Annotated in this window: 15 protein-coding genes and 1 tRNA gene; 13 read left to right on the forward strand and 3 right to left on the reverse strand. The window is 65.9% G+C overall.

From position 1 onward, the window contains the following. Positions 1-50: 50 nt before the first annotated feature. Complete coding sequence (locus CFE50_RS02990; RefSeq protein WP_286731084.1) at positions 51-830, reverse strand: hypothetical protein; 780 nt, start codon at positions 828-830, stop codon at positions 51-53. Positions 831-873: 43 nt separating this feature from the next. Continuing rightward, complete coding sequence (locus CFE50_RS02995; RefSeq protein WP_077172470.1) at positions 874-1,842, reverse strand: alpha/beta hydrolase; 969 nt, start codon at positions 1,840-1,842, stop codon at positions 874-876. A gap of 135 nt (positions 1,843-1,977) precedes the next feature. Between CFE50_RS02995 and aroC the strand changes: the two genes are divergently transcribed. From aroC to CFE50_RS03060, 13 genes are all read left to right on the forward strand, one after another. Then, complete coding sequence (aroC, locus tag CFE50_RS03000) at positions 1,978-3,069, forward strand: chorismate synthase (protein ID WP_286731088.1); 1,092 nt, start codon at positions 1,978-1,980, stop codon at positions 3,067-3,069. Positions 3,070-3,226: 157 nt separating this feature from the next. Then, complete coding sequence (locus CFE50_RS03005) at positions 3,227-4,390, forward strand: MFS transporter (protein ID WP_286731089.1); 1,164 nt, start codon at positions 3,227-3,229, stop codon at positions 4,388-4,390. A gap of 195 nt (positions 4,391-4,585) precedes the next feature. Next, positions 4,586-5,200, forward strand: coding sequence for a methylthioribulose 1-phosphate dehydratase (locus CFE50_RS03010; RefSeq protein ID WP_027601863.1), 615 nt, complete (start codon positions 4,586-4,588; stop codon positions 5,198-5,200). Then, on the forward strand, positions 5,197-5,748 hold the full coding sequence (locus tag CFE50_RS03015) for a 1,2-dihydroxy-3-keto-5-methylthiopentene dioxygenase (protein WP_027599882.1): 552 nt from the start codon (positions 5,197-5,199) through the stop codon (positions 5,746-5,748). The genes CFE50_RS03010 and CFE50_RS03015 overlap by 4 nt, the downstream gene beginning before the upstream one ends. Next, entirely contained in the window at positions 5,745-6,431 is a 687-nt protein-coding gene (gene mtnC / locus CFE50_RS03020; protein ID WP_286731093.1) for an acireductone synthase, read from the forward strand. The genes CFE50_RS03015 and mtnC overlap by 4 nt, the downstream gene beginning before the upstream one ends. Positions 6,432-6,680: 249 nt before the next feature. Beyond that, positions 6,681-6,893 (forward strand): PLD nuclease N-terminal domain-containing protein, encoded by a 213-nt coding sequence (locus CFE50_RS03025; protein ID WP_372237634.1) that lies wholly within the window; start codon positions 6,681-6,683, stop codon positions 6,891-6,893. A 96-nt stretch (positions 6,894-6,989) separates the two neighbouring features. Then, positions 6,990-7,841 carry a polyamine aminopropyltransferase gene (gene speE, locus CFE50_RS03030; RefSeq protein WP_286731097.1) on the forward strand — a complete coding sequence of 284 codons (852 nt, stop codon included), beginning with the start codon at positions 6,990-6,992 and terminating at the stop codon, positions 7,839-7,841. A gap of 104 nt (positions 7,842-7,945) precedes the next feature. After that, complete coding sequence (locus CFE50_RS03035) at positions 7,946-8,287, forward strand: ribonuclease E inhibitor RraB (protein WP_241808556.1); 342 nt, start codon at positions 7,946-7,948, stop codon at positions 8,285-8,287. A 258-nt stretch (positions 8,288-8,545) separates the two neighbouring features. After that, on the forward strand, positions 8,546-9,955 hold the full coding sequence (locus tag CFE50_RS03040) for a circularly permuted type 2 ATP-grasp protein (RefSeq protein ID WP_007159009.1): 1,410 nt from the start codon (positions 8,546-8,548) through the stop codon (positions 9,953-9,955). Positions 9,956-10,017: 62 nt separating this feature from the next. Next, the gene (locus CFE50_RS03045) at positions 10,018-10,971 is read left to right on the forward strand and encodes an alpha-E domain-containing protein (protein WP_007159008.1); all 954 of its coding nucleotides are present in this window, start codon (positions 10,018-10,020) and stop codon (positions 10,969-10,971) included. Continuing rightward, positions 10,968-11,768 (forward strand): transglutaminase family protein, encoded by an 801-nt coding sequence (locus tag CFE50_RS03050; protein ID WP_286731102.1) that lies wholly within the window; start codon positions 10,968-10,970, stop codon positions 11,766-11,768. Before CFE50_RS03045 ends, CFE50_RS03050 begins: the two co-directional genes overlap by 4 nt. Positions 11,769-11,866: 98 nt before the next feature. Then, a complete protein-coding gene (locus CFE50_RS03055) occupies positions 11,867-12,604 on the forward strand; it encodes a proteasome-type protease (protein ID WP_286731103.1) in 738 nt (245 codons plus the stop codon). Between the two features lie 534 nt (positions 12,605-13,138). Then, positions 13,139-13,228: transfer RNA gene (locus CFE50_RS03060), tRNA-Ser, on the forward strand. Between the two features lie 70 nt (positions 13,229-13,298). Here the strand turns inward: CFE50_RS03060 and CFE50_RS03065 are convergent. Beyond that, positions 13,299-14,111, reverse strand: a complete 813-nt coding sequence (locus tag CFE50_RS03065; protein WP_286731104.1) for an HDOD domain-containing protein — start codon at positions 14,109-14,111, stop codon at positions 13,299-13,301. Positions 14,112-14,123 lie beyond the last annotated feature (12 nt).

The following is a 14,123-nucleotide window of genomic DNA, read 5'->3' on the forward strand; positions in this document are numbered from 1 at the left end:
GCGCTGCCGACAGGTCGTCGGCAAGGGTGCCTGGCGCGGCACCAGACCGCTCAGCGCAGCGCCATCCAGATCAGCAGCGCGGCCTGGAACAGGCAGAACACCGCCAGGCAGCCGATGGCGAAGCGCAGCGAGATGTCATCGCGGCGATAGAGGGCGATGCGGTCCTCCAGCTGGCGCAGACTGGCATCGCGCTCGTCGATCACCCGGTCGCACTGCTCCAGCAGGGTGGCGCCGTCCAGCAGCGACAGCAGCTGCACCTTGTCGGCATTCCAGTCCTCGCGCAGCTGGCTGACCCGGGCGGCCCGGCAGAGCTGCTGACGCTCGTCATCCGCCGCCGTCTCGACGGTGAAGCCCTGGGCGCCGAGCACGTGGTCGCGGCGCTTGCGGCTGTCTTCGTCGAGGGCGTCGCGGCGCGCCAGGGGCAGGTCCTGCACCCGGTAGTGGCTCCAGCGCAGGCGTGCCCAGGCGGCCGCCCGCGCCAGCAGGAAGCGTCCCAGGCCGCGTTCTTCCGGCTCGATCTGCAGACCGCGCTCCGGGCCGAGGCGGATTTCGCCTTGGCGATGGTCGACCCAGACCTCCAGCACGTTCACCTCGCGGTGCAGCAGCTGACCGGGAATCTGCACCGTCAGCCGCAGCAGGCTTTCCTCGTCACCATGGCGCTCGACCAGGCCGAGTTGCACGAAGCGCAGTGGGCGCGAGCCGACCCGGCGATCCGCCGGCTGCGGCATCAGCCGCAGCAGCTGAAAGCGCTCCGGCGGCAGGCTGGCCCAGGGGTGGGGCTCGTTGGGTGCGGCCTCGACGGCCGGTGATGCGTGATCGGGGGTGTCCACGGACGGGCTCCAGCGGGTGCGCCGCCTGGGCGCCTTTGCTGGCTTATCGGCCGGCGCGCGAGGAACCTGAGCGCGCGACGAAGGCGGTCACGCGCTCGACCAGCGCGCGGGCCAGGGGCAGGTTGGGATTGTCGTAGCTGGGCAGTTGCGCCTGGAAGTCCGCCGGGGTGATGCGCAGCATGTGGTTCATGCCGGCAATGATGGCCAGTTCCGCATCCGGTTTGGCGCGCTGCAGGGCGCGGGCATCGTCGACCTCCACCTGGACGTCATGGGTACCCTGGACGATCAGCGCCGGCGCGTGGATGCCGGCGAAGGCCCTGGCCGGATCCTGGCGGAACAGCGAGATCAGATAGGGCTGGACGCTGGGGCGGAACAGCACCAGCAACTCCTTCGGCACCTCGGGCACCGGGGTGCCGCGCAGCAACTGGTCGATGATCCACTGGGCGCTGGCCAGGCCGGCCGGCGACAGCTTGCCCGCCAACTGCTCGCGCAGCACCACGTCGATGGGCCGGCCGCTGCCGGCCAGGGTCACTACCCCGGCGACCGGCACCTGGTCGGCGGCCAGACTGGCGATCAGGGCGCCTTCACTGTGGCCGAGCAGGATCACCGCGGAAAAGCGCGGATCGGCGCGCAGCAGCCGGATCCAGCCGACCAGGTCGTCGACATAGCGCTCCACGCTGAGGCGACTCTCGTCCGGCTCGGCGCTGCGACTCTCGGCCACGCCGCGCTTGTCGAAGCGCACGCTGGCGATCCGCTGCCGGCCCAGGGCCTCGGCCAGCCGCTGCAGGGCCGCGTTGCGCGCGCCGGGGGCGTTGCCGTTGCGATCGATGGGCCCCGAGCCGGAAACGAAGAGCACCACCGGTTGCGGCCTGTCGCTACGCGGCAGGATCAGACTGCCCTTGAGCACACCGCTGCCGGTGTCGAGCTGGAGGGGACGATAGAGCACGGGATCGGCCGCCGTGGCGAGGGCGGGCAGGGCGAGGCACAGCAGCAGGGAGAACAGCAGACGCATGGCGGGAAGGGCACCGGAGAGCTGGGGTGTGGGGGCCTATCCCGCACACAATCCGTGTAAAAGACCACGGCGCGTGTAAAATCGCCCATTCCCAATTTGAATCTATACCTTTCACCCGTAGCGCGGAGCCCTCGCATGTCCGGCAATACCCTCGGCACGCTGTTTACCGTCACCACCGCCGGCGAAAGCCATGGCCCGGCGCTGGTCGCCATCGTCGACGGTTGCCCACCCGGACTGCCCCTGGACCTCGCCGACCTGCAGCGCGACCTGGATCGGCGCAAGCCCGGCACCAGTCGCCACACCACCCAGCGCCAGGAAGCGGACGAGGTGGAGATCCTTTCCGGGGTCTTCGAGGGCGTCACCACCGGGACCCCCATCGGCCTGCTGATCCGCAACACCGACCAGAAGTCCAAGGACTACTCGGTGATCAAGGACCTGTTCCGTCCGGCTCATGCCGACTACGCCTATCACCACAAGTACGGCCTGCGCGACTACCGCGGCGGCGGTCGCAGCTCGGCGCGGGAGACCGCCATGCGCGTGGCGGCCGGCGCCATCGCCAAGAAGTACCTGGCCACCCAGGGCATCCGGGTGCGCGGCTACATGAGCCAGCTGGGTCCCATCGAGATCCCCTTCAAGACCTGGGACAGCGTGGAGGAGAACGCCTTCTTCAGCCCCGATCCGGATCGGGTGCCGGAGCTGGAGGCCTACATGGACCAGCTGCGCCGCGATCAGGATTCTGTGGGTGCGCGCATCACCGTGGTCGCCGACGGCGTGCCGCCGGGGCTGGGCGAGCCGATCTTCGATCGCCTCGACGCCGAACTGGCCTATGCGCTGATGAGCGTCAACGCGGTGAAGGGCGTCGAGATCGGCGCGGGCTTCGCCAGCGTCGCCCAGCGCGGCACCGAGCACCGGGACGAACTGACCCCGGAAGGCTTCCTGTCCAACAACGCCGGTGGCGTGCTGGGCGGCATCTCCTCCGGCCAGCCCATCGTCGCCCACCTGGCGCTGAAGGCCACCTCCAGCATCACCACCCCGGGGCGTTCCATCGACGTCCATGGCCAGCCGGTGGATATCATCACCAAGGGTCGCCACGATCCCTGCGTGGGCATCCGCGCCACGCCCATCGCCGAAGCGATGATGGCCCTGGTGCTGATGGATCACCTCTTGCGTCACCGCGCGCAAAATGCCGATGTACGGGTGGGCACGCCCGTCCTGCCGCAACTCTGAGCACCTGTCCATGATCAGCTGCGCGTCGGCCAAACGGCGTTGAAAATGCCTTCGGAATGCTCATTTACCTTTTGTAAACTCCGCTTCCTCAGGCACTTTCGCCTTGTTTGTCTCTAGCTCGCAAGATCCTGAACAGGCGCCAAGCACCGGACCCACGATGCCGGTTCCCTATTGGCGTCTGTCGGGCTTCTACTTCGCCTACTTCGCGCTGCTGGGGGCCACGGCGCCCTACCTGGGGCTGTACTTCCACCACCTGGGCTTTTCCGGTACCGCCATCGGCCAGCTGGTGGCCATCCCCATGCTGATGCGGGTACTGGCGCCCAATCTCTGGGGCTGGCTGGCCGATCGCACCGGTCGCCGGCTGAGCATCGTCCGCCTGGGCGCCGCCTGCACCCTGCTGTGTTTTTCCGGCATCTACCTGGGGCAGGGCTTCGCCTGGCTGGCGCTGATCATGGCCGGGCATGCCTTCTTCTGGCATGCGGTGCTGCCGCAGTTCGAAGCCATCACCCTGGCCCACCTGCGCGACCAGCCGCAGCGCTATGGGCGCATCCGTCTCTGGGGCTCCATCGGCTTCATCGCCGCGGTGGCGGGACTCGGCTGGGCCTTCGAATACGTCAGTCTGGATCTCTATCCGGCCTACCTGCTGCTGGTGATGGCGATCATCCTGCTCGCCTCGCTGGCGGTGCCGGGGGTCAAGGTCGATCCGGACCAGCGCCCCGAGGCGCCGGCCGAGCCCTTCCTGACCACCCTGCGCCAGCCGCGGGTGCTGGCCTTCTTCCTCGCCGCGGCGCTGATGCAGCTGTCCCACGGTCCCTACTACACGGTCTTCACCCTGCACCTGGAAGAACTCGGCTATGGCCGCGGCGTCATCGGCCAGCTCTGGTCGCTGGGAGTGGTCGCCGAGGTGCTGATCTTCCTGGTGATGCCGCAGCTGCTGGCGCGGCTGGCGCTCAACACCCTGCTGGTGGCCGCCTTTCTCATCGCCGCCGGGCGCTGGCTGCTGCTGGGCGCCCTGGCCGATCACCTGACGGTGCTGCTGTTCGCCCAGTTGCTGCATGCGGCCACCTTCGGCTGCTTCCATGCCGCCGCCATCCAGTTCGTCCAGTCCCATTTCGACCGCCGCCGCCAGGGCCAGGCCCAGTCGCTCTACGCCGCCCTGTCCGGGGCTGGCGGGGCGCTCGGCGCGCTGTATGCTGGCTATGCCTGGCAGGTGGCCGGTGCCCTTGCCGCCTTTGCCGGCGCCTCCCTGGCGGCGCTGGCGGGGGCCTTCCTCATCCTCTTGTCCGTTAGGTCCAGTACGAAAAGTGCCTGCGCTCGGTGAGGCTTCGTTGAAAACACCTGGATCGCCAGCCCGGTCGCAATGCTCATTTACCTCTCGTAAACTCCGCTTCCTCAGCGCTTTGATTCGCTGGCGCTCACCCTCTGGGCCAGCCGTTGGCTGTTACTCCCGTTGGTCGTTGCGCCTCGCCTGACCGTCGCTCGGCGACTTTTCGTACAGAACCAAGGAGAACCCTCCATGATCCAGCAGCGTGAGCAACTGGCCCGGGAAATCATCGATGCCGGTCGCTTCCTCTATGGCCGCGGCTGGTCGCCGGCCACCAGCAGCAACTATTCGGTGCGGCTGTCCGACAGCCGCCTGTTGCTGACCGTGTCCGGCAAGCACAAGGGCCAGCTGGAGCTGGACGACATCCTCGCCACCGATCTGGATGGCACCCCGCTGGAGGCCAAGAAGCCGTCCGCGGAAACCGCGCTGCATACCCAGCTCTATCGCTGGCAGCCGGAGATCGGCGCCGTGCTGCACACCCATTCGGTGAACTCGACGGTGCTCTCACGCCAGCTCGAAGGGGATCGCCTGCTGCTGGACGGCTACGAGCTGCAGAAGGCGCTGCACGGCGTCACCACCCACGAGGTGCGGGTGGAGATCCCGGTGTTCGACAACGACCAGGACATCCCGCGCCTGGCCGACAAGGTGCAGACCTGGCTGGACGTGCATCCCGACTGCGTGGGGTACCTGATCCGCGGACACGGCCTCTATACTTGGGGCCCGCGCATGGCCGATGCCCTGCGCCACGTGGAAGCCTTCGAATTCCTCTTCGAATGCGAACTCAAGACCCGGAGCCTGCGTCCATGAGCCGACTGACCGTCTACCACGATGCCGAACCGCGCCAGCCGCTGAAGGTGATCAGCGATGGCGAGCACATCGCCGCCACCCTGGCCGAGGTCGGGGTGCGTTTCGAGCGCTGGCAGGCCACCGCCCCGGTGGCACCCGGCGCCAGCCAGGAAGAGGTGATCGCCGCCTACCGACCGGAGATCGATCGCCTCATCCAGGAGCGTGGCTACCAGACCGTCGACGTCATCAGCATGCATCCCGAGCATCCGCAGAAGGAAGCGCTGCGCGCCAAGTTCCTCGAGGAGCACCGGCACAACGAGGACGAGGTGCGCTTCTTCGTCGCCGGCCAGGGGCTCTTCACCCTGCACATCGACGATCACGTCTATGCCGTGCTCTGCGAGAAGGACGACCTCATCTCGGTACCGGCCGGTACCCCGCACTGGTTCGACATGAGCGAGTCGCCGTCCTTTGTCGCCATCCGCCTGTTCGACAATCCCGACGGCTGGGTGGCCCACTTCACCGGCGTCGACATCGCCCAGCGCTTCCCGCGCCTGGAGGTCGAGGCGTGACGATCAAGGCCATCCTCACCGATATCGAAGGCACCACCAGCGCCGTCAGCTTCGTCTTCGACGTGCTCTTTCCCTATGCCCGCGAGCACCTCCCGGCTCATGTGCGCACCCATGCCGGAGAGCCGGCGGTGGCCGAGCAACTCGACGCCGTGCGCGCCGAAGCCGGCGAGCTGGATGCCGACGTGGAGCGGGTGATCGCCATCCTCCTGGAATGGATCGCCAGCGACCGCAAGGCCACGCCGCTCAAGGCCCTGCAGGGGCAGGTGTGGGAGCAGGGCTATCGCGCCGGCACCCTCAAGGGGCACGTCTATCCCGACGCGGTCCAGGCGCTGCGCCAGTGGCACGTGGCCGGGTTGCCGCTGTACGTCTATTCCTCGGGATCGATACAGGCGCAGAAGCTGATCTTCGGCTGCTCCGAGCACGGCGATCTCACCCCTTTGTTTTCCGGGTATTTCGATACCCTGACCGGCGGCAAGCGCGACGCCGCGTCCTATGCGCGCATCGCCTCGGCCACCACCCACGAGCCGGCGGACCTGCTGTTTCTCTCCGACGTGGTGGAAGAGCTGGATGCCGCGCGCCAGGCGGGTCTGCCGACCTGCGGCCTGGTGCGTGTCGGTGGCCAGCTCGGCGATCATCCGTGCGTGGCGTCCTTCGCTGACATCGATCTCGCCGCCTTCGCCTAAGAACCTGGACAAAGGCTGCTGCGCGTCGGCCAAACGGCGTTGAAAATGGCTTCGGAATGCTCATTTACCGCTTGTAAACTCCGCTTCCTCAGCCATTTTCGCCTTGTTTGTCTCTAGCTCGCGAGCCTTTGCCCTGGCTCTGAACGCCCCCGGCCGGCGCCGCTGCCAAGCGAGCCGGCCGAACTCGACGCCGCCCTTGCCAGTCCCAATTGACGAGACCTATGTCCTCGCAACGGGAGTCGCGACATGATCAATTCCACCATCGGCGGTGTACTGGGCTTCATCGTCTTCCTGCTCGACATCTGGGCCATCGTCAACGTCATCCGCAGCGACAGCACCAACAACGCCAAGATCGGCTGGACCGTGCTCATCATCGTGCTGCCGGTGATCGGCCTGATCGCCTGGGCGGCCGCCGGCCCGCGCGGTAATCGCTCGGCCACCGCGCCCACCCACAAGGGTTAGCCAGCACAACGCTGGAGCCTGTCACATCCAGCTCTTACAATGCCCGGCTTTTGGCCGGGCATTGCTTGTCTCGGCCTGCCACCTGCGGAGATCGACATGAGCGACTACCTGGAAACCCTCTATGACGGCTATGGCCAGCGATTCACCGTCGAGCGCCTGCTCCACGAGGTGCGCACCGAGCACCAGCACCTGGTGATCTTCCAGAACGCTGTGCTGGGCAAGGTCATGGCCCTGGATGGCGTCATCCAGACCACCGAGGCCGACGAATTCATCTATCACGAGATGCTCACCCACGTGCCCCTGCTGGCCCATCCGGCGCCCAAGCGGGTGCTCATCATCGGCGGCGGTGACGGCGGTATCCTGCGCGAAGTGGCCAAGCACCGGGGGGTCGAGCACATCACCATGGTCGAGATCGACGGCTCGGTGGTGGAGATGTGCAAGGAGCACTTCCCCGGCCATTCCGCCGGCGCCTTCGAGGATCCGCGACTGAACCTGGTGATCGACGACGGCATGAATTTCGTCGCCAACACCACCGAGCGCTACGACGTCATCATCTCCGATTCGACCGATCCCATCGGCCCGGCCGAGGTGCTGTTCTCGGAGAACTTCTACCAGGCCTGCCATCGCTGCCTGAACGAGGGCGGCGTGATGGTGGCCCAGAACGGTACCCCCTTCCTGCAACTGGACGAGGTCAAGACCACCGCCGGCCGGATGTCCGGGCTGTTCGCCGACTGGCACTTTTATCTGTCAGCGGTGCCTACCTACATAGGGGGTGTCATGACCCTCGCCTGGGGCAGCAAGGACGTGACCTTGCGTCGGCAAGATGCCGAAACCCTGGCGCAGCGCTACAGTGATACAGGCATCCAGACCCGTTACTACACCCCGGAGCTGCATGCTGCTGCCTTTGCTCTACCTCGATACGTGCTGGAGGCCATCGGCAAGGCGTAAGCCCTGGCGGTCGCGGCACCGTTCGAGTTCTCAGCCGCGACTCGCCGGACGTCGGTAGCGACGCTTCGGCGAGAAGATCATCCGAACCAGAGGAGGGTTGTCCTATGTCCTTGTCGTTTGCCGATGATGTGAGCTTGAACCTGCTGCAGCGGATGAAGGAGGGCGGCTTCGATTTCGCCCGTTTCCATCCAATCGACTTCTTCGCCATCTTCGCCGATGAAGGCAAGGCCCGCATCGCTGCGGACCAGTTTCACGGCGAGTCCCTCAATACCCAGGTGATGCCGCACGAAGAGGGTGGTTGGCATCTGCAGGTCAGCAAGGTGATGTTCGCCACCCACGCCACCATCGACGATTTCGAAAGCGATCTGGAAGCGGTGGTGGTGCCCCTGGGCGGCCAGCTCGACGGCTGGGGCGTGACCCAGGAAGTCAGCCACAGCTCTGCCTGATCCAAGCCCTGCCGAGACGGGCATCCCGCCAGGGATGCCCGTCTCACCCTCTGAAATCACTCCGCCGCTCAATCATCGCACTTTCCGCCGGCCGCACCGTCTTAGGCTCATGACGGAAACGTTGCGGTGCATGCGCACGCTTACGTGCCTGGCTTTGGTGCACCGCGCGACCCGATGCCGCGCAAGAGCTTGATCTACAAGCCTCTTGCGCTGGCACGCGGCTTGCGAAGCTGCACCGTGGGTGACAAGGAGATCGGCATGAGCCGCCAACTGTATAACGAGATGTATGACGTCCAGGCGCAATGCCGACCGCACTATGGTCGCTATGCGCAATGGCTGAGCGAGACACCCCCGGAACTCCTGGCCCAGCGGCGGCGCGAAGCCGATCTGCTGTTCCATCGCGCCGGTATCACCTTCACCCTCTATGGCGACGAGCAGGGCACGGAGCGCCTGATTCCCTTCGATGCGCTGCCGCGGGCGATTCCCGCCAGCGAGTGGCAGATCATCGAGCGCGGTTGTATCCAGCGCGTCCAGGCGCTGAATCTCTTTCTCCACGACCTCTATCACGACCAGCGCATCATCAAGGCCGGGGTCATTCCCGCCGAACAGGTGCTGGCCAACGACCAGTACCAGCTGGCGATGCAGGGGCTGGACCTGCCCAATGGCATCTACGCCCATATCGCCGGGGTCGACCTGGTGCGCGATGGCGACGGCGCCTACTACGTGCTGGAAGACAACCTGCGCACCCCCAGCGGGGTGTCCTACATGCTCGAAAACCGCAAGATGATGATGCGGCTGTTTCCCGAGTTGTTCACCCTGGAGCGCATCGCGCCCATCGACCACTATCCGAATCTGCTGCTCGACACCCTGCGCAGTTCCACCCCGGTCAACAATCCCACGGTGGCGGTCCTCACCCCGGGGCGCTTCAACAGCGCCTATTTCGAGCATGCCTTCCTGGCCCGGGAGATGGGCGTGGAGCTGGTGGAGGGCGCCGATCTGCTGGTGCGCGACGAACAGGTGTTCATGCGCACCACCTCGGGCTTCCAGAAGGTCGACGTCATCTATCGCCGTCTCGACGACGCCTTCCTCGATCCCCTGGCCTTCAATCCGGATTCCCTGCTCGGCGTGCCCGGCCTGCTGGCGGCCTATCGCGCCGGCAACGTCATCCTGGCCAACGCCATCGGCACCGGGGTGGCCGACGACAAGTCGATCTATCCCTATGTCCCGGAGATGATCCGCTTCTATCTCAGCGAAGAGCCGATCCTCTACAACGTGCCCACCTGGCAGTGCCGCAAGCCGGACGAACTGTCCCACGTGCTGGCCAACCTGCCCGAGCTGGTGGTCAAGGAAGTCCATGGCTCCGGCGGCTACGGCATGCTGGTCGGTCCCACCGCCAGCAGCATGGAGATCGAAGCCTTCCGCGCCCGGCTCAAGGCCAATCCCAGCGCCTACATCGCCCAGCCGACCCTGTCGCTGTCCACCTGCCCGACCTTCGTCGAGAACGGCATCGCGCCGCGGCACATCGACCTACGGCCCTTCGTGCTGTCCGGGCGCAAGACGCGCCTGGTGCCCGGTGGCCTGACCCGGGTCGCCCTGCGTGAAGGCTCGCTGGTGGTGAATTCCTCCCAGGGCGGCGGCACCAAGGACACCTGGGTGGTGCAGGACTAGATCGCCACAGAACAGTGGCCGCCCCGGCGGCCTCGCAAGGACCTTTGAAAGGCGACCCCACCATGTTGAGTCGTACCGCTGCCGATCTGTACTGGATGTCCCGCAACCTGGAGCGCGCCGAGAATCTCGCGCGGATGCTGGACGTCAGCTATTCGCTGTCGATGATGCCGCAGAGCGGGCAGGGCGGAGGCCTGGACGAGCTGGCCATGCCGCTGCTCATCACCGGCACCCTGGATGACTACCGGGAAAAGCACGGCGCCCTGCACCCCGAGCGCCTGCTGCACTTCTTCGCCCTGGACGAGCGCAACCCCGGCAGCATCTATTGCTGCCTGCAGGCCGCGCGCAGCAATGCCCACGCGGTACGTGGACGCATCACCGCGGACATGTGGGAGAACGTCAACTCCACCTGGCTGGAGATGCGCGAGATCGCCGTCACCGGCCTGATCCGCTTCGGCATCAGCCGGTTCTGCGAATGGGTCAAGGAGCGCTCCCACCTGTTCCGCGGTGCCACCGTCGGCACCATCATGAGAAACGATGCCTATCGCTTCATTCGCCTGGGCACCTTCGTCGAGCGCGCCGACAACACCCTGCGCATGCTCGACGCCCGCTACCAGGTCCTGGGGGAAGAGGAGGCGGAAGCCATCAGCGACGCCTCGGCCCGCGGCTTCTATCAGTGGAGCGCCCTGTTGCGCGCCCTGAGCGCCTTCGAGGCCTACACCGAGCTCTATCGCGATGCCCTCAACGTGCGCAACGGTGCCGAGCTGCTGCTGTTGCAGGAAGACCTGCCGCGCTCGCTGCTGGCCTGCGTGATCGAACTGCACCGGGTGCTGGCCAGTCTGCCCGGCGAGAACGGCCGTGAGGCCAAGCGCCTGGCGGCCGGTCTGGAAGCCCGGCTGCGCTACACCAGCATCGACGAGGTGCTCGAAGAAGGACTCCATGCCTGGATCGGCGACTTCATCGTTCATGTCCGCCAGCTCGGCAGCGCCATCAACACCGCTTACCTGGAGACCGTATGAGACTCGCGATCCATCACGAAACCCTGTATCGCTACGCCGACCAGGTACGCGCCAGCATCCAGTACCTGCGGCTCACGCCCCAGGACGACGCCCGTCAACGGATCCTCGGCTGGGAGCTGGACTTGCCACGGCCGGCGCGGGCGCAGCGCGATCCCTTCGGCAACATCCTGCATGTGCTGACCCTGGATACGCCGCACGACGCCATCACCATCACCGCCAGTGGCCAGGTGGAGATCGACGAGGCCTTCGAGGCCGAGCCCTGCCAGGCCTCGGCCTTTCCCTTCCTGCGCCAGACCCGGCTGACCGAGGCCGACGAGGCGCTGACGGCCTTCGCCCGCGAGGTCTGCGATGGTCGCCGCGATCGTGCCACCCTGATCCAGCTGATGGAGCGGCTGCACGAGCGCATGACCTATCTGCCCGGTTCCACCGAGGTGGACGGCAATGCCGCCCAGGCCTTCGCCAAGGGCGCCGGGGTCTGCCAGGACCATGCCCATGCCTTCCTGGCCTGCGCCCGCAGCCTGGGCATTCCGGCGCGCTATGTGTCCGGCTATCTATGCACCGACGACAGCGCGCACCTCTCCAGCCACGCCTGGGCGGAAGCCTGGCATGACGGTGCCTGGTACAGCTACGACGTCACCAATCGCCTGGCCCGGCCGGAGCGGCACCTGCGCCTGGCCATCGGCCTGGACTACCTGGACGCCTGTCCGGTGCGCGGCATGCGCCGCGGCGGCGGGGTCGAGCACATGGAGGCCAAGGTGTTGGTCGAGCCCTTGCAGCAGGCGCAGCAACAGCAATAATCGTTGCTACCCGCAGCAGACGAAAAGGCGGCCATGGGCCGTCTTTTCTTTTGTTGCCGGGCGCTGTCGCGTCGACCGTTCGATCAGCCGAGGTTCGCATGACCTATTGCGTCGCTATGAAACTGCAAGATGGCCTGGTATTCGTCGCCGACTCCCGCACCAATGCCGGAGTCGACAACATCGCCACCTTTCGCAAGCTGCACCTGTTCGGCATCCCCGGCGAGCGCCTGATCGTCATCCAGTCGGCAGGCAATCTGGCCACCTCCCAGGCGGTGATCAGTCTGCTGCGACAGCGCCTGGACAGCGAGCAGGACAACCTGCACGGCGTACCCACCCTGTACGACGCCGCCCGGCTGCTGGGGCAGACCCTGCGCGAGGTCCTGCAGCGCGATGCCGAGGATGCGCCCAGCGGTCACGGCCTGGACCTGAGCTGTTCCTTTCTGCTGGGTGGGCAGATTCGCGGCGCGGAGCCGGAGCTGTTCAATCTCTATCCCCATGGCAACTTCATCAGCGCCACCGAGGACACGCCTTACTTCCAGATCGGCGAGAGCAAATATGGCAAGCCCATCCTGGATCGGGCGCTGACCTTCGCGACGCCGCTGGAGGAAGCCCTGCGCTGCGCGCTGCTGTCCTACGACGCCACCATTCGCAGTAACCTGTCGGTCGGGCTACCGCTGGATCTGGTGGTCTATCCGCGGGATCAACTGGCGCAGGTCAGCAGTCATCGGATCGACGAACAGGATCCCTACTTCCAGGCCCTGCGCAAGGGCTGGGGGGAGGGGCTGCGTGATCTGCTGGCAGCCTTGCCGGCAGCACCTGCGGACTATTGGCGCTAGGGATCAGCCAAAGAACCGCGAGAGGTTGGGGATGACCAGCACGACGGTGGTGACGATGAGCACGAAACTCGCCTGGCGCCACTTGGGGACGGGATTCTTGAACATGACTCGGGGCCTTTTATTGTTAGCTGTTTAGAGCCTTTACGTCTTCAGCGGGAAGCGCTTGCGCAACAGCGGCATGCAGTTACTGATACCCGCAGGCTTGAGCACTATCCAGTAGCTATAGAACATAAATTTCAGTTTTGTGGCGATAACCGGCCAGGCGGTTATCAGAAATGTCGTACCAGGGGATTTTCCCTTCGCTTTCAAGCGATTAGGGAAATGCGTGCGACGCTACCGTTGGTCGGAGGTAACAGGGGCTCAAGGCGGCGAGAGAGCGACCAACCGGTCATCCCGTGAACGGGGCAGGGTGGAGCCCCTTTCAGGTCACGAATGCAAATGCATGAATCGATTGAAGAAAAAGCTTGCCATCGAAATCGCCTTTGCCTATAGTTGCGCGCCTCGGTGATGCAGATGCAGCCACTGAGCAAATCTGGTGAGGTGTCCGAGCGGTTGAAGGAGCACGCCTGGAAAGTGTGTATAGGAGAAATCTTATCGAGGGTTCGAATCCCTCCCTCACCGCCAGATCTGAGAGAACCCCTGAGAGCCCAGCTCCAGGGGTTTTTTCTTGCCCACCGTTTGGTCAGGGCTCGGCTCAGGCAGCCTGGCTGAAGGTGGCGGCGGTGTCCCGGGCGTTGGGCAGTACCAGGGTCAGTTGTTCGAGGTCGATGTCGGCGAACAGGGGGCCGCTCAGGTCCAGGATCTTGCTGTCGCCGGCGTTCTCGTGCAGCACCTCGGCCACGGCGACCGCCTGGGCCACGATCAGGGCATAGCCGTTGCCCTCGGGTGCCTGGAGCGGGCGCGCCTGGAAGGCGATGGCATCGCGCAGCACCTGGGGCAGCTGCCAGCGGCGCGCGAGTTCGGCGCCCACTTCCGGATAGCCGAAGCCCAGTTGCAGGGTTTCATCGGCGGCGCGGTGGCTGCTGGCGGTGGCCGGGCCGGCGAGGCTCGGCGCCAGTTCCGGAGCGCCGCTCTGAATCAGCAGCTCGCCGATGTCATGCAGCATGCCACAGGTGAAGGCGGTCTCCTGGTCCAGTCCGGCCTGCTTGGCCAGCGGCTTGCACAGGCTGGCGACCAGGAAACTGTTGTACCAGAAGGCCTGCAGATCGAAGCCGGGTGCGGCCTTGAAGCCGCCGGCGAAGGCCGAGGCCAGGACCAGGGTGCGCAGGGTGTTGAAGCCCAGGCGCAGGGCGGCATCTTCGATGCTGGTGGATTCACGGGCACCGCGAAAGCGCGCCGAGTTGGCCAGGCGCAGCACCTTGGCGGCGATGACCGGGTCGCGCGCAACGGTGCGCGACAGGGTTTCGATGCTGGTGTTGGGGTCGTCGAATTGCCGAATCAGGACCTGCGCCACTTCGGGGACGTTGGGCAGGGTGTGCAGCTGGTCGAACAGGGTATCGAGTTGCATAGGCGGTCTCCG

The sequence above is a fragment of the Pseudomonas sp. PGPPP4 genome (genome assembly GCF_002256045.1).
GTDB lineage: Bacteria > Pseudomonadota > Gammaproteobacteria > Pseudomonadales > Pseudomonadaceae > Chryseomonas > Chryseomonas oryzihabitans.

Excerpts from the sequence above, each read along its gene's own strand:
- CFE50_RS03065 (WP_286731104.1), bottom strand. The coding sequence starts at position 14,111 with ATGCAACTCGATACCCTGTTCGACCAGCTGCACACCCTGCCCAACGTC.
- CFE50_RS03055 (WP_286731103.1), top strand. The coding sequence starts at position 11,867 with ATGACCTATTGCGTCGCTATGAAACTGCAAGATGGCCTGGTATTCGTC.
- CFE50_RS03045 (WP_007159008.1), top strand. The coding sequence starts at position 10,018 with ATGTTGAGTCGTACCGCTGCCGATCTGTACTGGATGTCCCGCAACCTG.
- CFE50_RS03035 (WP_241808556.1), top strand. The coding sequence starts at position 7,946 with ATGTCCTTGTCGTTTGCCGATGATGTGAGCTTGAACCTGCTGCAGCGG.
- CFE50_RS03010 (WP_027601863.1), top strand. The coding sequence starts at position 4,586 with ATGATCCAGCAGCGTGAGCAACTGGCCCGGGAAATCATCGATGCCGGT.
- aroC (WP_286731088.1), top strand. The coding sequence starts at position 1,978 with ATGTCCGGCAATACCCTCGGCACGCTGTTTACCGTCACCACCGCCGGC.
- CFE50_RS03015 (WP_027599882.1), top strand. The coding sequence starts at position 5,197 with ATGAGCCGACTGACCGTCTACCACGATGCCGAACCGCGCCAGCCGCTG.
- CFE50_RS03040 (WP_007159009.1), top strand. The coding sequence starts at position 8,546 with ATGAGCCGCCAACTGTATAACGAGATGTATGACGTCCAGGCGCAATGC.
- CFE50_RS03005 (WP_286731089.1), top strand. The coding sequence starts at position 3,227 with ATGCCGGTTCCCTATTGGCGTCTGTCGGGCTTCTACTTCGCCTACTTC.
- CFE50_RS02995 (WP_077172470.1), bottom strand. The coding sequence starts at position 1,842 with ATGCGTCTGCTGTTCTCCCTGCTGCTGTGCCTCGCCCTGCCCGCCCTC.
- speE (WP_286731097.1), top strand. The coding sequence starts at position 6,990 with ATGAGCGACTACCTGGAAACCCTCTATGACGGCTATGGCCAGCGATTC.
- CFE50_RS03050 (WP_286731102.1), top strand. The coding sequence starts at position 10,968 with ATGAGACTCGCGATCCATCACGAAACCCTGTATCGCTACGCCGACCAG.